This is a genomic window from Ramlibacter algicola (assembly GCF_016641735.1).
Lineage (GTDB): Bacteria > Pseudomonadota > Gammaproteobacteria > Burkholderiales > Burkholderiaceae_C > Ramlibacter > Ramlibacter algicola.
Map to the genome: position 1 here is coordinate 2,461,868 of NZ_JAEDAO010000001.1, position 26,907 is coordinate 2,488,774.

General features: G+C 70.4%; 26 protein-coding genes and 1 tRNA gene. 18 read left to right on the top strand and 9 right to left on the bottom strand.

Annotation, left to right across the window (positions count from 1 at the left end):
- Positions 1 to 5 precede the first annotated feature (5 nt).
- Positions 6 to 1,598, bottom strand: a complete 1,593-nt coding sequence (locus I8E28_RS11955; protein ID WP_200788285.1) for a helicase HerA-like domain-containing protein — start codon at positions 1,596 to 1,598, stop codon at positions 6 to 8.
- Positions 1,599 to 1,682: 84 nt separating this feature from the next.
- Here I8E28_RS11955 and I8E28_RS11960 point away from each other — a divergent pair, with 84 nt between their 5' ends.
- The 8 genes from I8E28_RS11960 to I8E28_RS11995 are packed head-to-tail and all read left to right on the top strand — an operon-like array spanning position 1,683 to position 7,532.
- Positions 1,683 to 2,408, top strand: a complete 726-nt coding sequence (locus I8E28_RS11960) for a YebC/PmpR family DNA-binding transcriptional regulator (protein ID WP_200788286.1) — start codon at positions 1,683 to 1,685, stop codon at positions 2,406 to 2,408.
- Positions 2,405 to 3,682: a phosphoribosylamine--glycine ligase gene (purD, locus tag I8E28_RS11965; RefSeq protein WP_200788287.1), complete on the top strand. Its 1,278-nt coding sequence runs from the start codon at positions 2,405 to 2,407 to the stop codon at positions 3,680 to 3,682. The genes I8E28_RS11960 and purD overlap by 4 nt, the downstream gene beginning before the upstream one ends.
- 4 nt (positions 3,683 to 3,686) lie before the next feature.
- Entirely contained in the window at positions 3,687 to 4,352 is a 666-nt protein-coding gene (locus tag I8E28_RS11970; protein ID WP_200788288.1) for a 1-acyl-sn-glycerol-3-phosphate acyltransferase, read from the top strand.
- A complete protein-coding gene (hemF, locus tag I8E28_RS11975) occupies positions 4,349 to 5,266 on the top strand; it encodes an oxygen-dependent coproporphyrinogen oxidase (protein ID WP_200788289.1) in 918 nt (305 codons plus the stop codon). Before I8E28_RS11970 ends, hemF begins: the two co-directional genes overlap by 4 nt.
- Positions 5,263 to 5,868, top strand: coding sequence for a nicotinate (nicotinamide) nucleotide adenylyltransferase (gene nadD, locus I8E28_RS11980; protein ID WP_200788290.1), 606 nt, complete (start codon positions 5,263 to 5,265; stop codon positions 5,866 to 5,868). Before hemF ends, nadD begins: the two co-directional genes overlap by 4 nt.
- Positions 5,868 to 6,470 (top strand): ribosome silencing factor, encoded by a 603-nt coding sequence (rsfS, locus tag I8E28_RS11985; RefSeq protein ID WP_200788291.1) that lies wholly within the window; start codon positions 5,868 to 5,870, stop codon positions 6,468 to 6,470. The genes nadD and rsfS overlap by 1 nt, the downstream gene beginning before the upstream one ends.
- Positions 6,467 to 6,934 carry a 23S rRNA (pseudouridine(1915)-N(3))-methyltransferase RlmH gene (gene rlmH / locus I8E28_RS11990; protein ID WP_200788292.1) on the top strand — a complete coding sequence of 156 codons (468 nt, stop codon included), beginning with the start codon at positions 6,467 to 6,469 and terminating at the stop codon, positions 6,932 to 6,934. Before rsfS ends, rlmH begins: the two co-directional genes overlap by 4 nt.
- The gene (locus I8E28_RS11995) at positions 6,927 to 7,532 is read left to right on the top strand and encodes a Maf family nucleotide pyrophosphatase (protein WP_200788293.1); all 606 of its coding nucleotides are present in this window, start codon (positions 6,927 to 6,929) and stop codon (positions 7,530 to 7,532) included. The genes rlmH and I8E28_RS11995 overlap by 8 nt, the downstream gene beginning before the upstream one ends.
- Here I8E28_RS11995 and I8E28_RS12000 read toward each other — a convergent pair.
- On the bottom strand, positions 7,529 to 8,629 hold the full coding sequence (locus I8E28_RS12000; RefSeq protein WP_200788294.1) for a PAS domain-containing protein: 1,101 nt from the start codon (positions 8,627 to 8,629) through the stop codon (positions 7,529 to 7,531). The genes I8E28_RS11995 and I8E28_RS12000 overlap by 4 nt on opposite strands.
- A 93-nt stretch (positions 8,630 to 8,722) precedes the next feature.
- On the opposite strand from I8E28_RS12000, the gene rng reads away from it, so the two are divergent.
- The 3 genes from rng to I8E28_RS12015 all read left to right on the top strand — a co-directional run bounded on the left by rng (position 8,723) and on the right by I8E28_RS12015 (position 12,604).
- Positions 8,723 to 10,192, top strand: coding sequence for a ribonuclease G (rng, locus tag I8E28_RS12005; RefSeq protein ID WP_200788295.1), 1,470 nt, complete (start codon positions 8,723 to 8,725; stop codon positions 10,190 to 10,192).
- Between the two features lie 122 nt (positions 10,193 to 10,314).
- On the top strand, positions 10,315 to 11,409 hold the full coding sequence (locus tag I8E28_RS12010) for a glycosyltransferase family 4 protein (RefSeq protein WP_200788296.1): 1,095 nt from the start codon (positions 10,315 to 10,317) through the stop codon (positions 11,407 to 11,409).
- Positions 11,402 to 12,604, top strand: coding sequence for an O-antigen ligase family protein (locus tag I8E28_RS12015; RefSeq protein ID WP_200788297.1), 1,203 nt, complete (start codon positions 11,402 to 11,404; stop codon positions 12,602 to 12,604). Before I8E28_RS12010 ends, I8E28_RS12015 begins: the two co-directional genes overlap by 8 nt.
- Before the next feature lie 3 nt (positions 12,605 to 12,607).
- Here I8E28_RS12015 and I8E28_RS12020 read toward each other — a convergent pair whose 3' ends face one another.
- From I8E28_RS12020 to galE, 3 genes are read right to left on the bottom strand one after another with little or no spacing between them, the layout of a single operon-like run.
- Positions 12,608 to 13,714, bottom strand: a complete 1,107-nt coding sequence (locus I8E28_RS12020; protein ID WP_200788298.1) for a glycosyltransferase family 9 protein — start codon at positions 13,712 to 13,714, stop codon at positions 12,608 to 12,610.
- Positions 13,714 to 15,444, bottom strand: coding sequence for a lipid A export permease/ATP-binding protein MsbA (gene msbA, locus I8E28_RS12025; protein WP_338050772.1), 1,731 nt, complete (start codon positions 15,442 to 15,444; stop codon positions 13,714 to 13,716). The genes I8E28_RS12020 and msbA overlap by 1 nt, the downstream gene beginning before the upstream one ends.
- The gene (gene galE, locus I8E28_RS12030; RefSeq protein ID WP_200788299.1) at positions 15,441 to 16,442 is read right to left on the bottom strand and encodes a UDP-glucose 4-epimerase GalE; all 1,002 of its coding nucleotides are present in this window, start codon (positions 16,440 to 16,442) and stop codon (positions 15,441 to 15,443) included. Before galE ends, msbA begins: the two co-directional genes overlap by 4 nt.
- Positions 16,443 to 16,525: 83 nt before the next feature.
- Between galE and I8E28_RS12035 the strand changes: the two genes are divergently transcribed.
- From I8E28_RS12035 to I8E28_RS12065, 7 genes are all read left to right on the top strand, one after another.
- Entirely contained in the window at positions 16,526 to 17,314 is a 789-nt protein-coding gene (locus I8E28_RS12035) for a glycosyltransferase family 2 protein (protein ID WP_200788300.1), read from the top strand.
- 148 nt (positions 17,315 to 17,462) lie between these two features.
- Positions 17,463 to 18,710 carry a Tol-Pal system beta propeller repeat protein TolB gene (gene tolB, locus I8E28_RS12040; protein WP_338050824.1) on the top strand — a complete coding sequence of 416 codons (1,248 nt, stop codon included), beginning with the start codon at positions 17,463 to 17,465 and terminating at the stop codon, positions 18,708 to 18,710.
- A 16-nt stretch (positions 18,711 to 18,726) separates the two neighbouring features.
- On the top strand, positions 18,727 to 19,257 hold the full coding sequence (pal, locus tag I8E28_RS12045) for a peptidoglycan-associated lipoprotein Pal (RefSeq protein WP_200788301.1): 531 nt from the start codon (positions 18,727 to 18,729) through the stop codon (positions 19,255 to 19,257).
- On the top strand, positions 19,257 to 20,027 hold the full coding sequence (ybgF, locus tag I8E28_RS12050) for a tol-pal system protein YbgF (protein ID WP_200788302.1): 771 nt from the start codon (positions 19,257 to 19,259) through the stop codon (positions 20,025 to 20,027). The genes pal and ybgF overlap by 1 nt, the downstream gene beginning before the upstream one ends.
- A 2-nt stretch (positions 20,028 to 20,029) precedes the next feature.
- Positions 20,030 to 20,821 carry a tRNA threonylcarbamoyladenosine dehydratase gene (locus I8E28_RS12055; RefSeq protein WP_200788303.1) on the top strand — a complete coding sequence of 264 codons (792 nt, stop codon included), beginning with the start codon at positions 20,030 to 20,032 and terminating at the stop codon, positions 20,819 to 20,821.
- A gap of 56 nt (positions 20,822 to 20,877) precedes the next feature.
- A tRNA-Lys gene (locus I8E28_RS12060) sits at positions 20,878 to 20,953 on the top strand.
- A 395-nt stretch (positions 20,954 to 21,348) separates the two neighbouring features.
- A complete protein-coding gene (locus I8E28_RS12065) occupies positions 21,349 to 21,789 on the top strand; it encodes a hypothetical protein (RefSeq protein WP_200788304.1) in 441 nt (146 codons plus the stop codon).
- Between the two features lie 21 nt (positions 21,790 to 21,810).
- Here I8E28_RS12065 and I8E28_RS12070 read toward each other — a convergent pair whose 3' ends face one another.
- The 4 genes from I8E28_RS12070 to I8E28_RS12085 are packed head-to-tail and all read right to left on the bottom strand — an operon-like array spanning position 21,811 to position 26,903.
- Positions 21,811 to 23,733, bottom strand: a complete 1,923-nt coding sequence (locus tag I8E28_RS12070; RefSeq protein ID WP_200788305.1) for an ABC-F family ATP-binding cassette domain-containing protein — start codon at positions 23,731 to 23,733, stop codon at positions 21,811 to 21,813.
- A complete protein-coding gene (gene prmB / locus I8E28_RS12075; RefSeq protein ID WP_200788306.1) occupies positions 23,730 to 24,593 on the bottom strand; it encodes a 50S ribosomal protein L3 N(5)-glutamine methyltransferase in 864 nt (287 codons plus the stop codon). The genes I8E28_RS12070 and prmB overlap by 4 nt, the downstream gene beginning before the upstream one ends.
- A complete protein-coding gene (gene dapE, locus I8E28_RS12080; RefSeq protein WP_200788307.1) occupies positions 24,590 to 25,741 on the bottom strand; it encodes a succinyl-diaminopimelate desuccinylase in 1,152 nt (383 codons plus the stop codon). The genes prmB and dapE overlap by 4 nt, the downstream gene beginning before the upstream one ends.
- Position 25,742: 1 nt before the next feature.
- The gene (locus I8E28_RS12085) at positions 25,743 to 26,903 is read right to left on the bottom strand and encodes a PilT/PilU family type 4a pilus ATPase (RefSeq protein ID WP_239027224.1); all 1,161 of its coding nucleotides are present in this window, start codon (positions 26,901 to 26,903) and stop codon (positions 25,743 to 25,745) included.
- Positions 26,904 to 26,907 lie beyond the last annotated feature (4 nt).

The window sequence follows — 26,907 nt, forward strand, 5'->3', positions numbered from 1 at the left end:
GGCTCCTATCGGCGCTTGCCGCCGCCCAGCAGGCTCCCCAGGATCCCGCGCGCGATCTCGCGGCCCACGTTGCTGCCGATGCTGCGCATCGCGGATCGAGCCATCGATTCGGCCAGGCCCTCGTGCTTGCCGCCGCGCGGACCCGTCGAGCCGAACAGCACGTCCTTCAGCTGGCCGCTGACGCCATCGAGGATGCCGCCCGACGCGGGCTGGTCGGCCGAGCCCGACGCGGGCCCGGGAATGCCGGAGCCGCTGGCCGAAGCCGCAGCACCCGCCGTCGCCGAAGCGGCCGGCTTGCCGCCGGCGGAGGAGGGCGCCGCCGCGGCGCGGCCCTTGAGCTTCTCGTAGGCGGACTCGCGATCGACCGCCCGCTCGTAGACGCCGGCGACGATCGAGTTGGCGAGTAGCGCCTTGCGCTCCTCGGCGTTGATCGGCCCGATGCGGCTGCCCGGCGGGATGACGAACGCGCGCTCGGTCACGCTGGGCCGGCCCTTGGCGTCGAGCAGGCTCACGAGCGCCTCGCCGACCGCGAGCTCGGTGATCGCGGTCTCGATGTCGAGCCCCGGCTTCTGCCGCATCGTCTGCGCGGTGGCCTTCACCGCCTTCTGGTCGCGCGGCGTGAAGGCGCGCAGCGCGTGCTGCACGCGGTTGCCCAGCTGCGCGAGCACCGTGTCGGGGATGTCCAGCGGGTTCTGCGTCACGAAGTACACGCCGACGCCCTTGGAGCGCACGAGGCGCACGACCAGCTCGATGCGCTCGACCAGCGCCGCCGGCGCGTCCTTGAACAGCAGGTGCGCCTCGTCGAAGAAGAACACCAGCTTGGGCTTGTCCGGGTCGCCGATCTCGGGCAGCTGCTCGTACATCTCGGACAGCATCCAGAGCAGGAAGGTGGCGTACAGGCGCGGCGACTGCAGCAGCTTGTCGGCGGCCAGGATGTTGACCAGGCCCAGGCCCGCCTCGTTGGCCTGCAGGAAGTCCTGGATGTTGAGCATCGGCTCGCCGAAGAAGCGGTCGCCGCCCTGCGCCTCGATCTGCAACAGCCCGCGCTGGATGATCCCGACGCTGGCCGCGGAGATGTTGCCGTACTCGGTCGTGAACTGGCTCGCGTTGTCGCCCACGTGCTGCAGCATCGCCCGCAGGTCCTTCAGGTCCAGCAGCAGCAGGCCGGCGTCATCGGCGATCTTGAACACCAGCTGCAGCACGCCCGCCTGCGTCTCGTTCAGGCCCAGCATGCGCGACAGCAGCAGCGGCCCCATGTCGGAGACGGTGGCGCGCACCGGATGGCCCTGCTCGCCGAACACGTCCCACAGCGTCGTCGGGCAGGCCATCGGCTCCGGCGTGGGCAGGCCGCGCTCGGCGAGGATCTGCGCCATCTTGGGTGCCAGGGCGCCGGCCTGGCTGATGCCGGTGAGGTCGCCCTTGATGTCCGCCATGAACACCGGCACGCCCAGCTTCGAGAAGCCTTCGGCCAGGCTCTGCAGCGTCACCGTCTTGCCGGTGCCGGTGGCGCCCGTGACGAGGCCGTGGCGGTTGGCCAGCCCCGGCAGGAGGAAGCACTCGGTGGTGCCGTTCTTGGCAAGCAGCAGGGGGTCGGCCATGGTGGTGAAAAGTAGAATGCGGGTCACAGGCAATATAGCAACGCGCCCCGTGCAACGGGGCCGCACCAGAAGGACGGGTCAAAAGTGGCCGGACACAGCAAATGGGCGAACATCCAGCACCGCAAGGGGCGCCAGGATGAGAAGCGCGGGAAGATCTGGACGCGCGTGATCCGGGAAATCATGGTCGCGGCCCGCCAGGGCGGCGGCGACCTCAACGCCAACCCGCGGCTGCGGCTGGCGGTCGACAAGGCCAAGGCGGCGAACATGCCCGCCGACACCATCAAGCGCAACATCGACAAGGCCACCGGCAACCTCGAAGGCGTGAGCTACGAGGAGATCCGCTACGAGGGCTACGGCATCGGCGGCGCGGCCGTGATCGTCGACACCATGACCGACAACAAGGTGCGCACGGTCGCCGAAGTGCGGCACGCGTTCAGCAAGGCCGGCGGCAACCTGGGCACCGAAGGCTCGGTGGCGTTCCAGTTCAAGCACTGCGGCCAGCTGATCCTGGCGCCAGGCACCAGCGAGGACAAGGTGATGGAAGTCGCGCTCGAGGCGGGCGCCGAGGACGTCGTCACGGACGAGGACGGCGCCATCGAGGTGATCACGGCGCCCGGCGACTTCGAGAAGGTCAAGGAAGCGCTCGAGAAGGCCGGCCTGAAGGCCGAAATCGCCGACGTCACCATGCGGCCCGAGAACACGATCGACCTCGACGGCGACGACGCGGTGCGCATGCAGAAGCTGCTCGACATGCTCGAGGACCTGGACGACGTGCAGGACGTGTTCCACAACGCAAGCCTGCCCTCGTGAAAGTCCTCGTGATCGGCGGCGGCGGCCGCGAACATGCGCTGGCCTGGAAGCTCGCGCAGTCGCCCAAGGTGCAGGCCGTGTACGTCGCCCCCGGCAATGGCGGCACGGCGCAGGATCCGCGGCTCGAGAACCTGCCGCTGACGGCCACCGTCGCCCTGCGGCAGTGGGCGCAGGCCGAGAAGATCGCCCTGACCGTGGTCGGACCCGAAGCGCCGCTGGCTGCGGGTGTCGTCGACGAGTTCCGCGCGCACGGGCTGCGCATCTTCGGCCCCACGCGCGCCGCCGCGCAGCTGGAAAGCTCCAAGGCGTTCTCCAAGGACTTCATGGCGCGCCACGGCATTCCCACCGCGCGTTACGAGACCTTCTCCGATGCCGCCAAGGCGCATGCGTACGTCGACCAGCACGGCGCGCCGATCGTGGTGAAGGCCGACGGCCTTGCAGCGGGCAAGGGCGTGGTCGTCGCGACCACCGTGGCCGAGGCGCACGAGGCCATCGACTTCATGCTGGTGGACAACAAGCTCGGCGTCACCCACAACGAAGGCGGCGCGCGGGTCGTGATCGAGGAATTCCTCGACGGCGAGGAAGCCAGCTTCATCGTGCTGTGCGACGGCAGGAACGTCGTCGCGCTGGCCACCAGCCAGGACCACAAGCGCCTGGGCGATGGCGACCAGGGCCCGAACACCGGCGGCATGGGCGCGTACTCGCCCGCACCCGTCGTCACGCCCGCAGTGCATGCGCGCGCGATGCGCGAGATCATCCTGCCCACGGTGCGCGGCATGGAAAAGGACGGCATCCCGTACACGGGCTTCCTGTACGCCGGCCTGATGATCGACCGGAAGGGCCAGGTCAAGACGCTGGAATTCAACTGCCGCATGGGCGACCCGGAGACGCAGCCGATCCTGCTGCGCCTGAAGTCCGACCTGTACGACGTGATGCTGCACGCCACCGCGGGCACGCTGGACCAGGTCGAGCTGCAGTGGGACCGCCGCACCGCGTTGGGCGTCGTGATGGCCGCGCACGGCTACCCGCTGGACCCGCGCAAGGGCGACGTGATCACCGGCATCCCGAAGGCCACCGACGACGTCGTCACCTTCCACGCGGGCACGACGCTGAAGGACGGCCAGCTGCTGGTGACCGGCGGCCGCGTGCTGTGCATCACCGCGCTCGCCGACACGGTCAAGGTCGCGCAGCAGCAGGCGTACGCCGCGGTCCAGCAGATCCGCTTCGACGGCGCGCAGTACCGCAGGGACATCGGCCACCGGGCCGCGCGCTGACGCGATGGCGCCGGCGACCGCCCGACATCCGATCCAGTTCCAGGGCAGCCGCATCGCGGTCGCCTTGCTGCGCCTGGGCGGCTGGCGCGTGCGCTTCGACGGCGTTCCCGCGGCGCAGGGCGTCGTCATCGTCTACCCGCACACCAGCAACTGGGACTTCGTGGTCGGCATCCTCGCCAAGTGGGCGATGGGCATCCCGGTGCGCTTCTGGGCCAAGGACACGCTGTTCCGTCCAGCGCTGTTCGGCGCCTGGCTGCGTGGTGTCGGCGGCGTGCCCGTCGTGCGCTCGTCGCCGCAGGGCCTGGTGGACGACACGGTGCGGCAGTTGCAGGAGCACGCCGCGGGCAACCGCCTGTTCTGGCTGGCCGTGACGCCCGAGGGCACGCGCAGCCTGCGCCCGGGCTGGAAGAGCGGCTTCTACCGCGTGGCGGTGCAGGCCGGCGTGCCGCTGGCGATGGCCAGCCTCGATTTCGGCCGCCGCGAAGTGCGGTTCACCGAGTTCCTCGAGCTCAGCGGCGACGAGGCGCGCGACATGGCCGCCATCGCCGCGCACTTCGCCGACGTGCGCGGCTGCAAGCCGGAACTGGCGTCGCCGATTCGCCTGCTCGAGCCGCGCGCACCGTCCGCTACGATGGACGCGAGCGCCCCGTTGCGCGAAGACACCGCATGACGTCCGTCCAGAACCCCCTCGTGCGCGACTGGCTGCTGGCCCTGCAAGGCCGCATCACCGGCGCGTGCACCGCCATCGACGGCACGCCGTTCCTCACCGACGCGTGGAGCAAGCCGCCGGGCGAACCGCTGCAGGGCGACGGCATCACGATGATCCTGGAAGGCGGCCCGGTGCTGGAACGCGCCGGCGTCGGCTTCTCGCACGTGCGCGGGCCACGCCTGCCACCCTCGGCCACGCAGCACCGGCCGGAGCTGTCGGGCGCGCCGTTCGAGGCGATGGGCGTGTCGCTGGTGTTCCACCCACGCAATCCGTACGCGCCGACGGTGCACATGAACGTGCGCATGATCGCGGCCACGCCCGCCAGCGGCGCGCCGGCCTTCTGGTTCGGCGGCGGCATGGACCTCACGCCCAGCTACGGCTTCGACGAGGACGCGATCCACTTCCACGCGACCTGCAAGGGAGCGCTCGAGCCGTTCGGTGCCGACAAGTACCCGCGGTTCAAGAGCTGGTGCGACGAGTACTTCCACCTGAAGCACCGCGGCGAGCAGCGCGGCATCGGCGGCATCTTCTTCGACGACTTCTCGGAGCTGGGCTTCGACGGCGGCTTCGCGATGCTGCAATCGGTGGGCGACGCCTTCCTCGATGCGTACCTGCCGATCCTGCAGCGGCGCAAGGACATGCCCTACGGCGAGCGGGAGCGCTCGTTCCAGCTGTACCGCCGCGGCCGCTACGTGGAGTTCAACCTGGTGTGGGACCGCGGCACGCACTTCGGCCTGCAGTCGGGCGGCCGCACCGAATCGATCCTGCTGTCGATGCCGCCGCTGTGCAGCTGGTCGTACCGCAGCGCGCCCGAGGCGGGCTCGCCCGAGGCCGCCCTGTACGAGCGCTACCTGCAGCCCAGGGATTGGGCATGAGCGGGGTGCGACGCATCGGCATCTTCGGCGGGTCCTTCGATCCGCCGCACCTGGCGCACGTGGCGCTCGCCCGCGCTGCCGTGGACCAGCTGGGTCTCGACGAGTTGCGCATCCTCCCCACCGGGCAGGCCTGGCACAAGTCGCGCGAGCTGACGGCGGCCGCCCACCGCCTTGAAATGGCGCAGCTGGCCTTCGCAGGCATCCCGCACGCCGTCGTCGACGACCGCGAGTTGCGGCGCGCCGGTCCGACCTACACCATCGACACCTTGCGCGAGCTGCGTGCGGAATCGCCCGGTGCGCAACTGCTGCTGGTGATCGGCGCCGACCAGGCCGAAGCGCTGCACGGCTGGCGCGACAGCGCCGGCATCGTCGGGCTCGCGACGCTCGCCGTCGCGGCGCGCGCGCGCCCCGATGCGGGCGCACCTCCCTTCGACGCCAGCCAGCTGCCGGCCGGCCGCTGGCTGCCCGTCGAGCTGCCCTCCATGCCGGTCAGCGCGACGCTCGTGCGCGCGCTCGCGGCGGCAGGACAGGACGTTGCCTCGCTGGTCCCGCCCGGCGTCGCAAGTTATATTGCCCGGCACCACCTTTACCGACCGACCTGATGACCCAGCCTTCCAGCGCCAAGAAAGATACCCAGCGACTCCAGCGAGCCATCGTCGATGCCCTGGAGGACGTCAAAGCGCAGGACATCCAGGTCTTCGACACCGAGCACCTCTCGCCGCTGTTCGAGCGGGTGGTGGTCGCCTCGGGCACGTCGAACCGCCAGACCAAGGCGCTGGCCTCCAGCGTGCGAGACAAGGTGCGCGAAGCCGGCTTCCCGAAGCCGCGCATCGAGGGCGAGGACAACGGCGAGTGGATCATCGTGGACTGCGGCGCGGCGGTCGCGCACATCATGCAGCCCGCCATCCGCAACTACTACCACCTCGAAGAGATCTGGGGCGAGAAGCCGATCCGCCTGAAGTTCGGCGCGCCCACGCCCGCGAAGAAGGCTGCGCCCAAGCCCGATGGCGCCGCGGCGAAGAAGACGGCGGCCAAGAAGGCCCCGGCGAAGAAGGCGGCGGCGAAGGCGCCGGCCAAGGCACCTGCGAAGAAAGCTGCCGCGGGCACGGCGCCCGCCAAATCGACACCCGCCAAGTCGGCGCCGGCTAAGAAGGCCGTCGCCAAGAAGGCTCCCGCGAAGAAGTCGCCCAGCCGCAAGGCATGAAGCTGGTCGTCGTGGCCGTGGGCCAGCGCGTGCCCGACTGGGCCGCGACCGCCTGGGACGACTACGCCAAGCGTTTCCCCCCGGAACTGCGCCTCGAGCTGAAGGTGGTCAAGACCGAGCCGCGCGCGTCGCGGACCGTGGACCAGTGCATGGCCGCCGAGCGCGAGCGCATCGAAGCGGCCATCCCGCGTCACGCCCGCGTCGTGGCGCTCGACGAGCGCGGCACGACCGTCAGCACCCAGCAGCTCGCGGCCAAGCTGCGCACCTGGCAAGGCGAGGGCGGCGACGTCGCCTTGCTGATCGGCGGCCCCGACGGCCTCGATCCCGCGTTGCGTGCCGCCGCGCACGAACGCGTGCGCCTGTCCGACCTCACGCTGCCGCACGCGATGGTGCGCGTGCTGCTGGCCGAGCAGCTGTACCGCGCCTGGTCGATCAACGCCAACCACCCGTACCACCGTGAGTGAGTTCATCTACCTCGCGTCGCAGAGCCCGCGCCGCAGGCAGCTGCTGGAGCAACTGGGCATCCGCTACGAGCTGCTGCTGCCGGACGACGGCGAGGACAGCGAGGCACTGGAAGTGGTGCGGCCCGGGGAAGCGCCGGCGACGTACGTCCAGCGCGTCACCGGGTTGAAGCTCGACGCCGCCATCGCGCGCCTGGCGCGGCGCGGCCTGCCGCCCGCGCCCGTGCTGTGTTCCGACACGACCGTCGCGCGCGGCCGGACGATCTACGGCAAGCCCGAGGACGATCGCGACGCCGCCCGCATGTTGCGGGACCTGGCCGGCGCGACGCACCGCGTGCTGACCGCCGTCGCGGTCCAGAAGGGCCGCACGCGGCGCGCGGCGCTCAGCGCCACCACCGTGACGTTCGCGCCGATGTCGGCGCGCGACATCGCGGCGTACGTCGCCACCGGCGAGCCGCGCGGCAAGGCCGGCGCCTATGCCGTGCAGGGCCGGGCCGCCGCCTGGATCACGCGCATCAACGGCTCCTATCCCGGCGTCATGGGCCTGCCGCTGCACGAGACCGCGCAACTGCTGCGTGCGTTCGCCGTGGCGCCGACCTAACGGGACGCCGACCCGTCCCGCACGGTGGCTCGCAACTGGCGCACCGTCTCGCGTTCGGCGGCGAGCGCCGCCTCCAGTTCCGCCGTGCGACGCCGCACGTGCGCCTCGAGGCCTTCGTTGAGCCGCCGCAAGGCCAGCTGCGCGCGCTGCTCGGCCTCGATGAGCGCGGCGAGCCGCGCCCTCTCTTCGCCCAGCTGCCAGTTCGACAGCCGCAGCGCGGACTCGGCCCGGGTGCGCTCGGTCATGTCGGTGACCAGCACGAAGATGCCCTCGACCGCGCCTTCGACGTCCCGCACAGGCTGGTAGACGAAGTCCACGAAGCAATCCTCGATCGGCCCGTCCGGCGCGCGCTGCAAGCGAACCGCGGTGCCCGTGCCCACGTACGGTTCACCGGTCGAGAAGACGCTGTCGAGGATGTTCACGAAACCCTGGCTGGCGACCTCCGGCAGCGCTTCCACCACCGTCCGCCCCACGACATCGCGCTGCCCCACCAGGCGCAGGTAGGCGTCGTTGGCGAATTCGAACACGTGCTCCGGGCCGCGCAGCAGCGCGGCGCCCGCCGGCGCCTGGCGGAAGATCTCGCGCCAGCGGCCGATCTCGGCCTCGCGCCGGCGGCGGCCGTGGACGATCTCGGTGATCTCGTTGCCCTGGTTGAAGATGCCGCCGATGCTGTGGTCTGCGTTGCGGATGGCGGTGAGGCTGTAGTTCCACCAGGTCTCGGTCGGGCGGCCGCCGCGCACCATCGGCAGCATCTGGTCGTACAGCGCCTCGCCCTCGCCGGTGCGGAAGACGCGCTCGAACTGCGGGCCGACCACGTGCCAGATGTCGCTCCACGCTTCGCGCGCGGGCATCCCGAGCATGGCCGGATGGCGTTCGGCAGGGATGACGGACCAGGCGTCGTTGTAGAGGACGTGGAAGTCCGGCCCCCAGTAGATCGCGGTCGGGAAGCTCGAATTCAGGCACAGGCTCATGGCCATGCGCAATGCTCCCGGCCAGTGCTGCGGCGGCCCCAGCGTGTGGCGGTCCCAGTCGAACGCGCGCAGGCGGGCGCCCATCTCGCCGCCGCCTTGCAGGAACTCGAGGGAATCGTTCGCCATTGCGGGACTGCGGGCGTGTGCGGCCAGTGGAAAAGCAGCCCTGACTGTACCGGCTCTCGGGTATCCTGTGCCCCGCCCGCGACTACGTTACGCATGCAGCAGGACATCCTGATCAACTGGTCCCCGCAGGAAACGCGCGTCGCCATCGTCGAGAGCGGCGCGGTGCAGGAACTGCACGTCGAACGCCACCTCGAGCGGGGCATCGTCGGCAACGTCTACCTCGGCAAGGTCGCGCGCGTGCTGCCGGGCATGCAGTCCGCGTTCATCGACATCGGCCTCGAACGCGCCGCGTTCCTGCACGTCGCGGACCTGCACGGCGCCGGCGAAGGCGGTCGGCACCAGCAGCAGCCCAAGCCGATCGAGAAGCAGGTCTTCGAGGGCCAGCCGCTGCTGGTGCAGGTGATCAAGGACCCGATCGGCAGCAAGGGCGCGCGCCTGTCGACGCAGATCAGCATCGCCGGCCGCCTGCTGGTGTTCCTGCCGCAGGACGACCACGTCGGCGTCTCGCAGAAGATCCCCGGCGACCAGCGCGATGCGCTGCGGGCGCGCCTCACCGCGCTCGTGGGCACGCCCGAGACCGGCGGCGGAGGCGGCTTCATCCTGCGCACCAACGGCGAGGAGGCCAGCGACGCCGAGCTGGCCGAGGACATCGCCTACCTGCGCAAGACCTGGGCGCGCATCCGCGAGGCCGCGGCCAGCAAGCCGCCGGGGTCGCTGCTGCACCAGGACCTGGACCTGCTGCAGCGCGTGCTGCGCGACCTGGTGACCGAGGAGACGCAGACCATCCGCATCGACTCGCGCGAGCAGTTCGCGCGGCTGCAGGCGTTCGGGCGCGAGTTCATGCCGCAGGCCGCCGAGCGCCTGCAGCTGTACAAGGGCGAGCGGCCGATCTTCGACCTGTTCAACGTCGACGAGGAGATCACGCGGGCCCTGGGCCGGCGCGTCGACCTGAAGTCCGGCGGCTACCTGATCGTCGACCAGACCGAGGCGCTGACCACGGTGGACGTCAACACGGGCGGCTACGTCGGCGCGCGCAACTTCGACGACACGATCTTCAAGACCAACCTCGAGGCCGCGCACGCCATCGCTCGCCAGCTGCGGCTGCGCAACCTGGGCGGCATCATCATCGTCGACTTCATCGACATGCAGCGCGAGGACCACCGCGAGCAGGTGCTGGCCGAGTTCCGCAAGCAGCTCGCGCGCGACCGCGTCAAGACGATGTCCGGCGGCTTCTCCCAACTGGGCCTGGTGGAGATGACGCGCAAGCGCACGCGCGAATCGCTGGCGCACATGCTGTGCGAGCCTTGCCCGCACTGCCAGGGCGCGGGCCAGGTGCGCACCTCGCGCACGGTCTGCTACGACGTGCTGCGCGAGATCCTGCGCGAGGCGCGGCAGTTCAATCCGCGCGAGTACCGCATCATCGCGTCGCCCAAGGTGGTGGAGCTGTTCCTCGACGAGGAAAGCCAGTTCCTCGCCGGCCTGTCCGACTTCATCGGCAAGCCGATCTCGCTGCAGAGCGAGAGCGCGATGGGGCAGGAGCAGTACGACATCGTGCTGCTCTAGCGGGCAGATAGAATTGCCGCCGCGACGCACCCAGCCACCGCATCCCGCGTGATCGGCCGGCTCGGGCGGTGTGCTGTCTGCCGCTCGTGCGCGCTGGTGGCGGCCGGCGTCCACTCCCTCGCATGACCGCCGTCCTCTTCACGGAATCCTCCCGCAACCTCGGTGGGCAGGAGCTCCAGATCCTGTCCCAGATGCAGCTGCTCCGGCAGCGCGGGATCGACGCCGTCCTGGCCTGCCGCCCCGATGGCGCCATCGCTGCCCGCGCGCATGAAGCGGGCCTGGAGACCGTCCCGGTGCCGCTTCGCAATGCGGCGGACCCCGTCAGCCTGGTCCGGCTCGCGCGGCTCCTGCGCAGCCTTCGGCCCGCAGCCGTCATGTGCCACAGTGGCCATGACGCCAACTGCGCTGCCCTGGCGCACCGCCTCGTTCCGGGTCGCCGCCGCCTCGTGCGCGTGCGAACCTACCTCGCGGGCCGGCCGCGCGCCGGGTCTTTCGCCGGCGCCGTGGCCAGCACGCTGGTGCCCAGCGATTTCCTCAAGCGGGACATCCTGCGTGCGGCGCCCGCCGTCGACGCCGAACGCGTGCAGGTGCTGTATCCCTACGTCGACTTCGATCGCGTGGCCGCCGACGCGTCGAAGCCGTTGCCGGAGGACCTGGCGCGATGGCTGCAATCGGCCAGCTCACCCTTGATCGTGCACGCCGCGATGCTGCGGCCGGAGAAGGGGCACCACGAATTCCTGCAGGTGCTGGCCGCCCTGCGCGACCGGTTGCCTTCGTTCCGCTACGTTGCAGCCGGGCAGGGTGACCTGCGCGCCGGATTGGTGGCCGAAGCCGAGCGCCTGGGCCTCGGCGGGCACGTGCATTTCGCCGGCCTGGTGACGCCCGTCGCGGCCCTGCTGGCCCGCGCCGACGTCGTCGTTCTGCCGTCGCTGGTCGAGCCGCTCGGCCTCGCCCAGGTCGAGGCGATGGGCCTGGGGCGGCCTGTCGTCGCCAGCGCCGTGGGCGGCATCCCCGAGACCATCGAGCAGGGGCGGACCGGATTGCTCGTGGCGCCTGGTGATGTCACCGGCTGGGTCGATGCGCTCCTGGACACCCTGAGTGGGTCGGGCTCGGTGGCGCAGCGAGCGAATGCCGGCCGCGCGGCCGCGCGCCACCAGTTTTCGGGCGACCGCCACCTGGACGGGCTGCTGCGCGCCTTGGGCATCGCGAATGACTGATCGTCTCGATCGTCCGCTGGCCCATCACGCCCTCGAGGCGGTGCTGTTCGTGCTCGGCGCCGCGGTCTGGTGGTCCCCGGCGCTCAGCAATATCGCGTTCGTCGCGGTCGTGGCCGTGGCGGCCGTCACAGGCCGGGCGCCGGATTGGCGTCGGGCGTTCTCGCATCCGGTCGCGGTGGCCGGCCTGGCCCTGTTGGCGTACATCGTCGTGCGTTCCGTGCCGCAGGGGGCAGCCGGCGTGCTGTACGGCGCGCGCGGCTACTTCGAGCTCGCCATGGTGCCGCTGCTGCTCGTCGCGCTCGCATCCGTCGCGTCCTGCCGCGCCCTGTGGGCGGGCCTGTGCGCCGGCTGCATCGGCTACGGCCTCGTGCACTGGGGCGGGCTGTTCAACGACGCGCTGGGCGTCTACCTGAGCGGCAAGCGGATCTCGGCAGGCTTCAACATGGCGCTGTTCGCCTATGTCGCGTTCGACCTCGCCCGCCGCCAGGCCGACGGCCGCCGCGCGTATGCGCTCAGCGCCTTCGCCGCGGCCACCGTCCTGTTCGCCATCGGGTCCAGGACAGGCCACCTCGTGCTGCTCGCCTTGCTGCTGCTGACCGCCTACCAGGCGGCGCCGCGGCGGCAGCGGTTCATCGCGCTGCTGTGTGCGCTCGGCGCTTTCGTGCTGCTTGCCGCGCTGTCCAACCCGGTGCGCACGCGCCTGGCGGAGACGGTGGGCGCGTCGACGGAGACCCGGAGGCCGGTCACATCCAGCTCCAGTTCCTCCGAGATCCGGCTCGCGATCATCCGGCACTCGCTCACGGTGGCTTCGGACCACTTCGCCATCGGCACCGGATGGACCCGCTATGCCGAGGCGTTCGGCGAGGCGATCCGCGCCGGGGGAGACCAGGTCGACGTGTTCTCGCTGGGCAACCCGCACAACGAATACCTGCTGCAGCTGGGTGCCGGCGGCATCCCGGCGCTGGTCCTCTTCCTGGCCTGGCTGGCCGCCCCGGCAGTGGGCCGCCGGGCAGGCCGCTGGGCCTGGAACGACCCGCGGCTGCGCGCAGGGGCGCTCGCGTTCGCGATCGGCTGCCTCTTCAACTCGCTGCTGCTGGATTTCCTCGAGGCGCACTTCTACGTCACGGTGCTCGCGTGGATGCTGGCGGACGGGTTCCGGCGCGACGCCGCGACCGCGGAAGTGCCCGCAGGCTGAGGTTCAGGCCGGCGCCGAGGGACGCGGCGCCAACCGATCCACTTCGGCGAGCACGCGATCGGGCGTGATCAGCGGCAGGCAGTCGGCGCGGCTGGCGCGGTGGTCCTCGCAGCCGGCGCGTCCGCAGGGCACGCAGGGCAGGCGCGCCTGCAGGACGGTGACGTTGCCGTTGCCCTGCGTGCCCCCGGATTGCACCCAGTTGATCGGTTGCTCGGTGACGGCGGGCCAGGGCGCCCAGCGCATCGGGTTGCTGGGGCCGAACAGGGCGACCACCGGCACGCCGGTCGCAGCGGCGAGGTGCGAGACCGACGTGTCGGGGCCCACGTAGAGCGCTGCCTGCCGGAGAAGCGTGACGATCTGCCCGAAGCCGAGTTGCCCCGAGGTGTCCACCAGGTCAGGCGCGGTCCCCATCGCGCGCAGGGGGGCGATGCACTCCTGGTCCCGCGCGCTGCTGCTGCCCGTGAGGACCACCTGGCGGCCCTGGGCGATGAGGCCACGCACCAGGTCCGCGTAGTGCTCGATCGGCCACTGCTTGTAGCTCCACATGGAAGGCGCGTGCACGACCACCGCGCCCGGGCGAAGGACGGAGGCGAGCTCGGGAGGCAGCGGCACGGCCGCCGGGGCCGTGACCGGCGGAACGGGGTTCGACGCGTCCAGCCAGGGCGCGAGCAGGGCATGCTTCTCGACCACCGTGTGCACGATCCCGCGGTCGCCTGCGGCGATGACCGCGTGGTCGAGCAGGCGGCGTTTCCAGGGGGTGCCGCTTTCGTCGGGAGCAACGATGCCGCTGCGCTGCCGGGCGGCGACCCACCCGAGCGCGTGCGCGCGGTCGCCCACGTCCGTGATGAGCGCCAGGTCATAGCGTCGCCACAGGCGGCGGAACGCGGCGATGCCCCCGCGCCAGCCCAGCCGGGCCGGCAGCTCGATGGTGGCATCGACGTCGGGATTGCCGGCCAGCATGCCCAGCGTGCCCTGGAAGCCCAGCACCTCGATCCGTGCGCGCGGCCAGCGACGCCGCGCGGCCCGCACCAGCGGGGTGGTGAGCAGCACGTCGCCGATCTGCCGCGTGGCCACCACCAGGATTCGGTCGAACGTCGCCGCCGTGTCCATCAGGTGCCGAACTGCAGTCCGTGCAGGCGTGTGTAGAGCCCGCCGCGCGCCAGCAGCTGCTGGTGCGTGCCGCTCTCGATCAGCCGCCCCTCCTCGAGCACCGCGACGCGGTCCGCATGCTCGATGGTGGACAGCCGGTGGGCGATGATCAGCGTGGTCCGCCCCGCCATGAGGTCCTGCAAGGCGTCCTGCACGAGGCGTTCGGACTCGGTGTCGAGCGCCGACGTCGCTTCGTCCAGGATCAGGATGGGAGCGTCCTTGTACAGGGCGCGCGCGATGGCGAGCCGCTGTCGCTGGCCGCCGGACAGGTTGGCGGCGTTGTGGCCGATGACCGTGTCGATGCCCTCCGGCAGCTGGCCCACCAGGTCGCCCAGCCGCGCGGCTTGCAGCGTACGGAGCACCCGCCCAGGGTCCAGGGTGGCGCCCAGCGCCACGTTCGCCGCCAGCGTGTCGTTGAACATCACCACGTCCTGGCTGACGATGGCGAACTGCCGGCGCAGGGCCTGCAGGTTCCAGTCCTGCAGGCGGTGGCCATCCAGCAGCACATCGCCCCCGGTCGGCTCGACGAACCGCGGCAGCAGGTTGGCCAGCGTGGTCTTGCCGGACCCGGACGGGCCGACCAGCGCCACCACTTCGCCGCTGCGGATCTCCAGCGAGAGCGCGTCCAGCGCGGGCCGCCCCGCGTCGGGGTAGCGCACCGTCACGCCGCGCAACTCGACGTGGCCCGACGCGCGCGCCACGGCATGGGTGCCGCTGCTTTCCGCGGGCTCGGACTCCAGCAGGTCACGGGCACGCTGCACCGCGGCCAGGCCGCGCGCGATGGGGTTGGCGGCCTCCGACAAGTGCTTGATCGGGGCGATCAGCATCAGCATGGCCGTGATGAAGGACGCAAAGGTGCCGACGGTGATGCCGTCCTTGCTCTGCCAGAGCGCCACGCAGATCACCACCGACAGTGCGACCGCCGCCAGCATGTGCGTGAGCGGCGTGATCGCCGCCGACGCCGCGGCCGCCTTCAACGCCAGGCGCCGCAGGGCCGCACTGAGATCGGAGAAGCGCTTCGCCTGTGCGGGCTGCGCCTCGTGGATGCGCACGACGCGGGTGGCGAGCACGTTCTCCTCGACGACGTAGGCGAGGTCGTTCGTCGCGGTCTGGGTGCTGCGCGCGATGCGGTACAGGCGGCGGGACAGCGTGCGCATCACGCCGCCCACGGCCGGCACCACGAGGAACACGACGAGCGTGAGCTGCCAGTTCAGGTACAGCAGGTAGGCGAGCAGGGCCACCAGCGCGAGCGCGTCCTTCAGCAGGCCGAGCGCGGAGTTGACCAGTTGCGTGACCCCGTTCTGCACTTCGTAGACGACGGTGTTCGACAGGGCGGTCGCGTTCTGCCGGCGGAAGAGGCCGAGCTCGGCGGTGAGCAGGCGCCCGAACATCGCGCGGCGCAGGGTCAGCAGGCCGTCCTGCGTGATGCGCGCCATCGCCAGGTCGGCCAGGAAGCCGGCGATGCCGCGCAGGGCGACGACCACCAGCAGCACCGCCGGCACCATCCACAGCGGAAGGTGGCCCTGGCCGGTGAACCCGCGATCGAGCAGCGGCTTGAGCATGGCCGGCACCGTGGGCTCGAGCGCCGACGTGATGAACGTGCACACGGCAGCCGCGACCCAATACCGGCGCGCGCCGCGGAAGAACGGCAGCAGCCAGCGGACGATGCTGAAATCGATGGCCGGCGTCACGACGCCCCGACGGCCGGGTGCAGCTTGCGTTCCCACTGCCAGGCGTGGGCGATGATGGCCTGGAGGTCCTCGTACTGCGGCTTCCAGCCGAGATCGGCGCGCGCGCGGGCCGCATCGGCCACCAGCACCGGCGGGTCGCCGGCCCGCGGCGGGTCGTCGCGCAGCGGGATCGGATGGCCGGTGACGCGCCGCGCCGCCTCGATCACCTCGTTGACCGAATGGCCCAGCCCGTTGCCGAGGTTGTAGACCGTCGTCTTCGCGCCAGCCTGCAGGGCTTTCAACGCCAGCAGGTGCGCCGCGCACAGGTCCTGCACGTGGATGTAGTCGCGGATGCAGGAGCCGTCGGGCGTGCCATGGTTGCTGCCGTAGCGCGAGATGAACTCGCGGCGGCCCGATGCGACCTGCAGCACGAGCGGGATCAGGTGCGTCTCCGGCTCATGGCGCTCGCCGATCGAGCCGTCGGGGTGCGCGCCGGCCGCGTTGAAGTAGCGCAGGGCGATGGAGCGCAGGCCGTGCGCCGTGTCGTAGTCCTTCAGCGCGTATTCGACCGCGAGCTTGCTGTGCCCGTAGGGGTTGATCGGCTGCGTCGGGTGGTCCTCGGGAATCGGCACCTTGACCGGGTTGCCGAAAGTCGCCGCCGTGGACGAGAAGATGAACTGCCTGACGTCGTGCTCCAGCATGCAGTCCAGCAGGTTCAGCGTCTGCACGAGGTTGTTGCGCCAGTACTTGGACGGGTTCGTCATCGACTCGCCGACCAGGCTGGACGCGGCGAAGTGCATCACGCACTGGGGCTGGTACTCGCGCAGCACGCCGGCCATGAAGGAGCGGTCGCCAATGTCGCCGACCTGCAGGATCTCGCCCTGCACCGCGTCGCGATGGCCGGTGGCGAGGTTGTCGACCACCACCGGCGTGTAGCCGCTGTCGCGCAGCAGCCGCACCATGTGCGACCCGATGTAACCTGCGCCACCCGCGACCACGACGTTGGGAGACTGATTCATGGATGAGAATGCAATAATGTCCGAGTGAGCCAGCGCGATTATGACGGGTGCCACCCGGCGAGTGCCGCTTGCACGGCGAGCGCATGAGCGGCATTTCCATCATCGTCATCACGCGCAACGAGGCGGCGAACATCGCGGCGTGCCTCGAGAGCGTCGCGTTCGCCGACGAAGTCATCGTCCTCGATTCCGGCAGCACGGACGCCACCATGCAGATCGCGGCGGCCAGCGGCGCGCGTGTCGTGCAGGCCGCCGATTGGCCCGGCTTCGGCCCCCAGAAGAACCGCGCCCTCGACCTCGCCACGCGGGACTGGGTGCTGTCCATCGATGCGGACGAACGCGTCGGCCCCGGCTTGCGCGACGAGATCCTGCGCGCGATCGCGGCGCCGGACGCCGCGGATGCATGGTCCATGCCGAGGCTGTCGAGTTTCTGCGGCCGGTTCATGCGCCATGGTGGCTGGTACCCGGACCGGGTCGTGCGCCTGTTCCGCCGCGGGTCGGCCCGCTTCTCCGACGACATCGTGCACGAGCGGCTGGTCACGACCGGCCGCGTGGGCCAGCTGCGAGGGCACCTCCTGCACCATACGTACCCGACCCTGGACGACATGCTGGAGAAGATGAACCGGTACTCCAGCGCCGGGGCCGAGACGATGGCCCAGCGCCGCCGGCCCGCATCGCCCGGGCGCGCCGTGCTGCATGGCGCGTGGGCGTTCATCCGCAGCTACTTCCTCCGGCGCGGGTTCCTGGACGGCTGGATGGGTTTCGCGCTGGCCGTGAGCATCGCCGAGGCCGCTTACTACAAGCACCTGAAGGCGTGGCTGCTGGCAAGTCCATGGCCCGGCCGCGCGCCGGAGCAGCAGGAACGCAGCGCCTGATTCGAACGCTCGGGAACTGCGCGGCCGTCGCCGCACTCGTACCTCAGGCAGGGCGGCGCAGGCGTATGTCAAACTCGCCGCTGCCCTGGTGAACGAGGAGAAGCAGATCAATCCGACCCCTTACTCCAGCCTCACGCGCCGTGCGTGCGTGGGCCTGATCGGTGCCGCGGCGCTGCCCGCGTGGGCGCAGTTCCGCGTCGAAGTGACCGGCGTGGGCACCACGCAGCTGCCGATCGCGATCGTGCCCTTCCGTGGCGAGGCCGAAGCGCCGCAGAAGATCGGTGCCATCGTGCGCGCCGACCTCGAGCGCAGCGGCCTGTTCCGCCCGATCGCGCCGCCCGCCGCCGGCGTGCTGGACGAAACCAGCCGCCTCGACACGTCGCCGTGGCGGCAAGCCGGGGCCGACTCGCTCGTCGTGGGCAGCGTGTCGCGCCTGGCGGATGGCCGCTACGACGTGCGCTTCCGCCTGTGGGACGTGGTGCGTGGGCAGGACCAGGGCGGCCAGAGCTATTCGGTCACCGCCGGCGACCTGCGCCTGGCCGCGCACCAGATCGCCGACTTCATCTACCAGAAGCTCACCGGCGACCGCGGCGTGTTCTCCACCCGCATCGCCTACGTCACCAAGGCCGGCGCGCGCTACAACCTCTGGGTGGCCGACGCCGACGGCGAGAACTCGCAGTCCGCGCTCGCCAGCCCCGAGCCGATCATCTCGCCCGCGTGGTCCCCCACCGGCTCGCAGCTCGCGTACGTGTCCTTCGAGTCGCGCAAGCCCGTGGTGTACGTGCACGACGTGGCCACCGGCCGCCGCCGCCTGCTGGCCAACTTCCGCGGCTCCAACAGCGCGCCGGGGTGGGCCCCCGACGGCCGCTCGCTCGCCGTGACGCTCAGCCGCGAAGGCGGCTCGCAGCTGTACACCATCGACGCCAACGGCGGCGAACCGCGGCGCCTGCTGCAGTCCAGCGCCATCGACACCGAGCCGGTGTACGCGCCCGACGGCCGCTCGATCTATTTCGTGAGCGACCGCGGCGGCTCGCCGCAGGTCTATCGCGTGGCCTCGACGGGCGGCTCGCCCGAGCGCGTCACCTTCAACGGCAACTACAACATCTCGCCCGCCATCAGCCCCGACGGCCGCTGGCTCGCGTTCATCTCGCGCGTCGGCGGCGCGTTCAAGTTGCACGTGATGGAACTGCCCTCGGGGCAGGCCACTGCGATCACCGATACCACCAACGACGAGAGCCCCAGCTTCGCGCCCAACGGCAGGCTCGTCGTCTACGCCACGCGGCAGAACGGCCGCGAGGCACTGATGACGAGCACGCTCGATGGCAAGATCAAGGCTCGCCTCGCGGGCCAGGGTGGCGACATCCGCGAACCCGACTGGGGCCCGTTCACGCGTTGAATCCAAGGAGAAAACAATGATGACCCGACGCTTCCTTCCCCTCCTGCTCGTGGCCGTGCTGGCCGGCTGCAGTTCCGGCGTCAAGCTGAGCGATGTGCCCGTCGAGGACAAGAGCGGCGTGGCCGTCGCGCCTCAGCAGCCGACCACGCCGGACACGCAGAGCCGCGTGCAGCCGGTGCAGGCCGACCTCGCGACCGACCCGCGCGGCGGCCCGGCCAACGTGGCGCGCATCGTGTACTTCGACTACGACAGCTTCGTGATCAAGCCGGAGGCGCAGGCCATCATCGACGCGCACGCGCGCTACCTGAAGGCCAACCCGCAGCGCCGGGTCTCGCTGGAAGGCCACACCGACGAGCGCGGCGGCCGCGAATACAACCTCGCGCTGGGCCAGAAGCGCGCCGAGTCCGTGCGCCGCGCGATGGCGCTGCTGGGTGTGCAGGACTCGCAGCTTGAAGCGGTGAGCTTCGGCAAGGAGAAGCCCGCGGCCGCGGGCAGCGACGAAGCGTCGTGGGCGCAGAACCGCCGCGTCGAAATCGCGTACCGCTGATGCGCGCGCGCCATTCCCTCCACGCGATCGCGGCCGCCGCCGCGCTGTTGCTGCCGGTCGCCGGCCAGGCGGCGCTGTTCGAGGACGACGAGGCCCGCCGGGCCATCCTCGAGCTGCGCCAGAAGGTCGAGGCGCAGCGCGTCGCGACCGAGCAGCAGAACGCCACCCTGCGCGCCGAGAACGAGCAGCTGCGCCGCAGCCTGTTGGACCTGCAGAACCAGATCGAGGCGTTGCGTGGCGAACTCGCGCGCGGCCGCGGCACCGACGAGCAGCTGGCGCGCGACATCGCCGACCTGCAGCGGCGCCAGAAGGACATCTCGCAGGGCGTCGAGGACCGGCTGCGCAAGTTCGAGCCCGTGAAGGTCACCGTGGATGGCCGCGAGTTCACCGCCGACCCCGCGGAGCAGCGCGACTACGAAGCCGCGCTGGCCATCTTCCGCAAGGGCGACTTCCCCGCCGCGCAGGCGGCATTCGCCGACTTCACGCGCAAGTACCCGCAGTCCGGCTACAAGCCCTCCGCGCTGTTCTGGGTCGGCAACGCGCAGTACGCCAACCGCGATTACCGCGGCGCGCTCGCGAACTTCCGCGCGCTCGTCGCGCAGGCGCCGGACCATGCGCGCGCGCCGGAGGCGGTGCTGTCGATCGCCAACTGCCAGATCGAGCTGAAGGACAACGCGGGCGCGCGCCGCACGCTCGAGGACCTCGTGAAGGCGTACCCGCAGTCCGAGGCCGCGGTGGCGGCCCGCGAGCGGATCGCGCGCGTGCGCTGACGATGCATCTCGACGAGGCGGCGGCCGACCTCGCGCGCCGCTTCGGCGGGCTGGAACGCCTCTATGGCGTCGCCGGTGCGCAAGCCATCCGTTCCGCCAGCGTCGCCGTCGTCGGCATTGGCGGCGTCGGCTCCTGGGCAGCCGAGGCGCTCGCCCGCAGCGGCGTCGGCGCACTGGTCCTCGTCGACCTGGACCACGTCGCCGAATCCAACGTCAACCGCCAGGTCCACGCGCTGGACGCCACCATCGGCCAGTCCAAGGTGCTCGCCATGCGCGATCGCATCGCGCAGATCCACCCGGCCTGTGAAGTGCACGCGGTCGAGGAGTTCGCCGAACCTGGCAACTGGCCCGGCGTGCTGCCGGTGCGCGTCGACGCCGTCATCGACGCCTGCGACGAGGTCAAGGCCAAGGTGGCGATGGCCACGTGGGCGCTGCGCACGCGCACGGCGTTCGTCACGACCGGCGCGGCCGGCGGCAAGCGCCTGGCGCACAAGGTCGACATCGACGACCTGGCCCTGGTCACGCACGACCCGTTGCTGGCGCAGCTGCGCTACCGGCTGCGCAAGTTCCATGGCGCGCCGCGCGAGGGCAAGCGCATCGGCGTGCCGTGCGTGTTCAGTCGCGAAGCGGTGGCGCCACCGGACCCGTCGTGCGCGCTGGAAGGCGACGGCTCGCTCAACTGCCACGGCTACGGGTCCGTCGTCACCGTCACGGCGACTTTCGGGCAATGCGCGGCGGGTTGGGTGCTCGAACAGCTGGTGAAGCGTTCGAACACGGCTTCTGCCGGGCTATAATCGCAGGCTTTGCTGCAACCGGACGGCAACCAGGACAAGCAAGAACAGTTTTTCGTGGGACGTTAGCTCAGTTGGTAGAGCAGCGGACTTTTAATCCGTTGGTCACAAGTTCGAATCTTGTACGTCCTACCACTCCCCAGGCCCGCTGCGCAACCGCAGCGGGCCTTTTGTTTTGGGGCGGCGCCGGACGGCGCGCACCGGACCTGTAGGAGGTCACCCACAGCTACTGTGGACAACTCTGTGCGAAAGCCCTGTCCTTGCGAGGCAAAGTGGCGTGGACATTCACGCTCCTTGGACTGCCTCATTTTTAAGCAACGGCAGCTGGCGGTCAGGTCGCGGAGGTTTGTACCTGCGGTGTGGCAGGCGTAACCAAGCTCGGCGGTTGCAGATCGCGTCGCAGCGCGCTTTCCATCGGGGACGCCCTTGCCGCGCCGCGACGCGCACCTCGGCCATGTATCGCTGCCTGAGCCGTTGTTACCGCGCGGAACAGCCGAGCCACGCACGCTGGCTACGATCCCGCTCCTCGCATGACCACCGCCTCGCTGTCCTCCCCCTTTCCCCGCCGTCCGGCGGCACCCCGTGCCACGCCGGCCCCCGAGGGCGCGGCGGAGCAGGCCATCCAGGTGGTGCTCGCGATGCTGCGCGAGCAGACCGGGATGGACGTCGTGTTCGTGCGCGACGTGCGCGAGGGCAGCAGGCGCTTTCGCATCGTCGACGCGCTGGGCCACGGTCCGGCCGCGGCGCTCGCCACCGCGTCGGCGCCGGCTGCGGATCTCGGCATGCTGCTGGAAGCGCCCGTCGTGCTGCGTGACGGCACCGTGCACGGCCACCTGTGCGGCCATGCGCCACACCAGGAGGCCGCGTCGGCGGAGCGTCGCCTGCGGGCCCTGCGGCATGGGGCGCAACTCGCTGCGCGCTTGCTGGAGAACGAGAAGGTGCTGCGCCAGCTGTCGCGCCAGGCGCTCTAGGAGCCTGCGCCGCGCAGGCTCCTAGGCGGCTTCGATCCGCTCGATCTCGCCGGACAGTTCCAGCCAGCGCTCTTCCGCCTGCTCCAGCGCCTGCAGCGCTGCTTTCAGGCGGCGACCAGCATCGGCGATGGCGTCCGGCGGCAGCGTGCCGCTGAGGTCCTGCTCCAGCGCCGCCTTCTCCGCGTTCAGCTGCGCCATCCGCGCCTCGACCTGCGCCAGTTCCTTCTTCAGCGGCTTGGTGCGCGCGGCCAGCTGCTGGCGCGTAGCCGCATCGGCCTTGCGCAAGGCCTGTGGGTTCACGGCGGGTGCGGCCGTCGGTGCAGGCGTGGCTGCGGCGACCCGTGCGGCTTCGCGCAAGCGGCGCGACTCCTCCAGCAGGTACTTCTGGTAGTCGTCCAGGTCGCCGTCGAACGGCTTGACCTCGCCTCGGCCCACCAGCCAGAACTCGTCGCACACCGAGCGCAGCAGCGATCGGTCGTGGCTGACCAGCAGCACCGTGCCCTCGAACTCGTTCAGCGCGATCGACAGCGCCTCCCGCGTGGCGAGGTCCAGGTGGTTGGTCGGCTCGTCCAGCAACAGCAGGTTGGGGCGCTGCCAGACGATCATCGCCAGCACCAGCCGCGCCTTCTCGCCGCCGCTCATGGTGCCCACGGCCTGCTGCACCATGTCGCCCGTGAAGTTGAAGCTGCCCAGGAAGTTGCGCAGCTCCTGCTCGCGCGCTTCCGGTCCGACGTCGCGCGCCAGCCGGATCATGTGTTCCAGCGGGTTCGATTCCTGTGACAGCACGTCCAGTTCCTGCTGCGCGAAGTAACCGATGTGCAGGCCCTTGCCTTCGGTGAGCGTGCCCGCCAGCGCGGGGATCTCGCGCGCGATCGTCTTCACGAGCGTCGACTTGCCCTGGCCGTTGGCGCCCAGGATGCCGATGCGCTGGCCCGCGAGCACGGAGCGGTTCACGCTCCGGAGGATCACCTTCTCGCCGTAACCCAGCACCGCATCGCTGATCGCGAGCATCGGGTTGGGCAGGTTGGCGGGTTCCTTGAACTCGAAGCTGAACTCCGCATCGGCCAGCACCGGCGCGATGCGCTCGATGCGCTCCAGCGCCTTGACGCGGCTCTGCGCCTGCTTGGCCTTGCTGGCCTTGGCCTTGAAGCGGTCGATGAACTTCTGCAGGTGGGCGATCTTCTCCTGCTGCTTCGAGAAGCTGGCCTGCTGCAGTTCCAGCTGCTGCGCGCGCAGCGTCTCGAAAGCGCTGTAGTTGCCGCCGTAGCGCGTGAGCTTCTGGCGCTCGATGTGCAGCGTGACGTTGGTCACCGCATCGAGGAACTCGCGGTCGTGGCTGATCACCAGCAGCGTACCGGCGTAGCGTTGCAGCCAGCCTTCGAGCCAGACGAGGGCGTCGAGGTCCAGGTGGTTGGTCGGCTCGTCCAGCAGCAGCAGGTCCGACGGCGCCATCAGCGCGCGGGCCAGCTGCAGGCGCATGCGCCAGCCGCCCGAGAAGCTGTTCACCGGCTGGTCGAGCTCGTGCACCTGGAAGCCCAGGCCCAGGATCAGCGTCTGCGCGCGCGGGACCGCGTCGTGCTCGCCGGCATCGGCCAGGTCGGCATGCGCGTGCGCGATCGCCATGCCGTCGTTGGCCTCTTCGGCGGCGGTGAGCGCGGCGCGCACTTCCATCAGGCGCGTGTCGCCGGCCAGCACGAAGGCGGTCGCGCCTTCGTCGGTCTCCGGCATGTGCTGCGCCACCTGGCCGAGGCGCCACTGCGCGGGGACGTTGAATTCGCCGGCGTCCTCGTGCAGGGAGCCGTCGAGCAGGCCGAACAGGCTGGACTTGCCCGCGCCGTTGCGGCCGACCAGGCCGACCTTCTCGCCGGGATTGATGGTGGCCGAGACGGCATCGAGCACCACCTTGGCGCCGCGGCGCAAGGTGACGTTGCGCAGCGTGATCATGCGGTGAGCGCCTCGCGCGTGAGCAGCAGCACCTGGTCGGCGCCGGCGCTGGTGTCCAGCCACACCGCTTCGAGCTGGGGGAAGGCGCGCTCGAAGTGCTCGCGCTCGTTGCCGATCTCCAGCACCAGCACGCCATCGGGCGACAGGCGCGAGGGCAGGTCGCGCAGGAGCGCGCGCACGAAGTCCATGCCGTCGTCGCCGCCGGCCAGCGCGAGCTGCGGTTCGGCGCGGTATTCGGCGGGCAACGCCGCCATGCTGTTGCTGTTCACGTAGGGCGGGTTGCAGAGCACCAGGTCGTAGGGGCCGGGGAGGGCGGCGAGGCCGTCGGATTGCACGAGCCGCACGCGTTGCTGCAGGCCGTGCCGCGCGACGTTCTGCTGCGCCACGGCGAGCGCATCGGCGGAGATGTCGGAACCGTCCACGGTGACGTCGGGATAGGCCATCGCCGCGAGCACGGCTAGGCTGCCGTTGCCCGTGCACAGGTCGAGCACGCGCGTCGTGCGGTCCGACAGCCACGGATCGATGCTGCCGTCGGCCAGCAGTTCCGCGATGAAGCTGCGCGGCACGATCGTGCGCTCGTCGACGAAGAAGGGAACTCCCTGCAACCATGCCTCGCCCGTGAGGTAGGCGGCGGGCTTGCGGGTGGCGATGCGTTGCTCGATGAGCGCCTTGGCGCGGGCGACGCGCTCGCCATCGACTTCGTCGCCGGCGTGCTCGTCGAACGCGTCCAGCGGCAGGCCGATCGCCCACAGCACGAGCCACGCGGCTTCGTCGAACGCGTTGCTGGTGCCGTGGCCGAAGGCAACGCCGGCGCCCTCCAGCGCCTGCGCGCCGGCTTCCACGAGGTCCTGGACGGTCATGGGGTGGCCTGGGCGTCCAGGCGTTCCAGCGTGCGCCGGTAGATGTTCTTCAGCGGCTCGATGTCGGCCACGCGCACATGTTCGTCGATCTTGTGGATCGTCGCGTTCACCGGGCCGAACTCGACCACCTGCGGGCAGATGCGCGAGATGAAGCGCCCGTCGCTGGTACCGCCCGTGGTGGACAGCTCGGTGGCGACGCCGGTCTCGTCGTGGATGGCGGTGCGCATCGCGTCGACCAGCTCGCCCGGCCGGGTGAGGAAGGGCTGGCCGCTGAGTGCCCAGTCGATGCCGTAGTCGAGGCCGTGCCGGTCCAGCACCTGCTGCACGCGCGCCTTCAACTGCTCGGGCGTCGACTCGGTCGAGAAGCGGAAGTTGAAGTCCATGACCAGCGTGCCCGGGATGACATTGGTGGCGCCGGTGCCCGCGTGCACGTTGCTGCACTGGAAGCTGGTGGGCTGGAAGAAGTCGTTGCCGCGGTCCCACTCGATGGCCGCGAGGTCCGCCAGGGCCGGCATGGCCAGGTGGATCGGGTTCTTCGCCAGTTGCGGGTAGGCGATGTGGCCCTGCACGCCACGCACGGTGAGCTTGCCCGACAGGCTGCCGCGGCGGCCGTTCTTGATCATGTCACCCAGGCGGTCGACCGAGCTCGGCTCGCCGACGATGCACCAGTCGAGGCGCTCGCCGCGTTGCTCGAGCTGCTTGCAGACGACCACGGTGCCGTCCACGGACGGCCCTTCCTCGTCACTCGTGATCAGCAACGCAATGGACAGCTTCGGGTTCGGCGTCGCAGCGAGGAATTCCTCGACGGCCACCGTGAAGGCGGCGATCGACGTCTTCATGTCGGCGGCGCCGCGGCCATACAGCTTGCCGTCGCGGTGCACGGGCACGAACGGGTCGCTGGTCCACTGCTCGACGGGCCCTGTGGGCACGACGTCGGTGTGGCCTGCGAAGACCACCGTGCGGGGCGACGACCCGGCGCGCTTGGCCCAGAGGTTGGTGACGCGGAACGACTCGGGCCCGCTGGCGATGGTCTCGCAGGCGAAGCCCAGCGGTTGCAGCCTGGCGCGCAGGAGGTCCTGGCAGCCACCGTCCTCGGGCGTGACGGAGCGGCGTGCGATCAGTTGCTCGGTGAGTTGCAGCGCCCTCAAGTCAATGCTTCACGTCGAGCGTGATCTCCGTGAAGGACGGCTCGTCGGCCAGGTCCTCTTCGCTGGCGCCTTCCTCGGGCCGCGCGTTGGGATTGTTGCTGAAGTCGTTCTGCAGGCGCCACTGCAGGTTGGTCGGCGAATCGGCGTTGGCGATGCCTTCCTTCTTGTCGACGACGCCGTCGACGATCAGCTTGGCGATGGCCTGCTCGAAGGTCTGCGAGCCTTCGGCCATCGACTTCTCCATCGCTTCCTTGACGCCGGAGAAGTCGCCTTTCTCGATCAGCTCGGACACCAGCTTGGTGTTGAGCATCACCTCCACCGCCGGCGCGCGGCCGCCATGCACGGTGCGCAGCAGGCGTTGCGACACGATGGCCTTCATCGCCGCGGCCAGGTCGCCCAGCATGGTGGGGCGCACCTCGACCGGATAGAACGACAGGATGCGGTTGAGCGCCTGGTAGCTGTTGTTCGCGTGCATGGTGGCCAGGCACAGGTGGCCCGACTGCGCGTACGCGATGGCGGCGGACATGGTCTCGCGATCACGGATTTCGCCGATCAGGATGACGTCGGGCGCCTGGCGCAGCGCGTTCTTCAGCGCCGTCTGCATCGACTGCGTGTCGCTGCCGACCTCGCGCTGGTTGACGATGGACTTCTTGTTCTTGAACAGGAATTCGACCGGGTCCTCGATGGTCAGGATGTGGCCGGACGCCTTTTCGTTGCGGTAGTCCATCATGGACGCGAGCGTGGTGCTCTTGCCGGCGCCGGTGGAGCCCACCATCAGCAGCAGGCCGCGCTTTTCCATGATCAGCTCGCCCAGGATCATCGGGACGTTCAGCGATTCCAGCGGCGGGATGTCCTGCGTGATGTAGCGGATCACCGCGGCGTAGCTGCCGCGCTGGCGCATGGCGGAGAAGCGGAAGTTGCCGACGTTCTCGACCGCGTGCGCCATGTTCAGCTCGCCCGATTCCTCCAGCTCCGTGATGCGCCGCGCGGGCAGCACCTCCGCGAGCAGCGCCTTGGGCGCGTCCGGCGGCAGCAGCTGGTTGTTGATCGGCAGGCACTGGCCGTTGATCTTGATCATCGCCGGCGCATGCGCCGACAGGTACACGTCCGACGCCTTCTTCTCGCCCATCAGGCGAAGGATCCGCTCCATCGTGCCGCTCATGCTG

Coding starts and splice junctions, on each gene's coding strand:
- I8E28_RS11955 (WP_200788285.1), bottom strand. CDS start 1,598: ATGGCCGACCCCCTGCTGCTTGCCAAGAACGGCACCACCGAGTGCTTC.
- I8E28_RS11970 (WP_200788288.1), top strand. CDS start 3,687: ATGGCGCCGGCGACCGCCCGACATCCGATCCAGTTCCAGGGCAGCCGC.
- hemF (WP_200788289.1), top strand. CDS start 4,349: ATGACGTCCGTCCAGAACCCCCTCGTGCGCGACTGGCTGCTGGCCCTG.
- nadD (WP_200788290.1), top strand. CDS start 5,263: ATGAGCGGGGTGCGACGCATCGGCATCTTCGGCGGGTCCTTCGATCCG.
- rsfS (WP_200788291.1), top strand. CDS start 5,868: ATGACCCAGCCTTCCAGCGCCAAGAAAGATACCCAGCGACTCCAGCGA.
- rlmH (WP_200788292.1), top strand. CDS start 6,467: ATGAAGCTGGTCGTCGTGGCCGTGGGCCAGCGCGTGCCCGACTGGGCC.
- I8E28_RS12000 (WP_200788294.1), bottom strand. CDS start 8,629: ATGGCGAACGATTCCCTCGAGTTCCTGCAAGGCGGCGGCGAGATGGGC.
- rng (WP_200788295.1), top strand. CDS start 8,723: ATGCAGCAGGACATCCTGATCAACTGGTCCCCGCAGGAAACGCGCGTC.
- I8E28_RS12010 (WP_200788296.1), top strand. CDS start 10,315: ATGACCGCCGTCCTCTTCACGGAATCCTCCCGCAACCTCGGTGGGCAG.
- I8E28_RS12015 (WP_200788297.1), top strand. CDS start 11,402: ATGACTGATCGTCTCGATCGTCCGCTGGCCCATCACGCCCTCGAGGCG.
- I8E28_RS12020 (WP_200788298.1), bottom strand. CDS start 13,714: ATGGACACGGCGGCGACGTTCGACCGAATCCTGGTGGTGGCCACGCGG.
- galE (WP_200788299.1), bottom strand. CDS start 16,442: ATGAATCAGTCTCCCAACGTCGTGGTCGCGGGTGGCGCAGGTTACATC.
- I8E28_RS12035 (WP_200788300.1), top strand. CDS start 16,526: ATGAGCGGCATTTCCATCATCGTCATCACGCGCAACGAGGCGGCGAAC.
- pal (WP_200788301.1), top strand. CDS start 18,727: ATGATGACCCGACGCTTCCTTCCCCTCCTGCTCGTGGCCGTGCTGGCC.
- ybgF (WP_200788302.1), top strand. CDS start 19,257: ATGCGCGCGCGCCATTCCCTCCACGCGATCGCGGCCGCCGCCGCGCTG.
- I8E28_RS12055 (WP_200788303.1), top strand. CDS start 20,030: ATGCATCTCGACGAGGCGGCGGCCGACCTCGCGCGCCGCTTCGGCGGG.
- I8E28_RS12065 (WP_200788304.1), top strand. CDS start 21,349: ATGACCACCGCCTCGCTGTCCTCCCCCTTTCCCCGCCGTCCGGCGGCA.
- I8E28_RS12070 (WP_200788305.1), bottom strand. CDS start 23,733: ATGATCACGCTGCGCAACGTCACCTTGCGCCGCGGCGCCAAGGTGGTG.
- prmB (WP_200788306.1), bottom strand. CDS start 24,593: ATGACCGTCCAGGACCTCGTGGAAGCCGGCGCGCAGGCGCTGGAGGGC.
- I8E28_RS12085 (WP_239027224.1), bottom strand. CDS start 26,903: ATGAGCGGCACGATGGAGCGGATCCTTCGCCTGATGGGCGAGAAGAAG.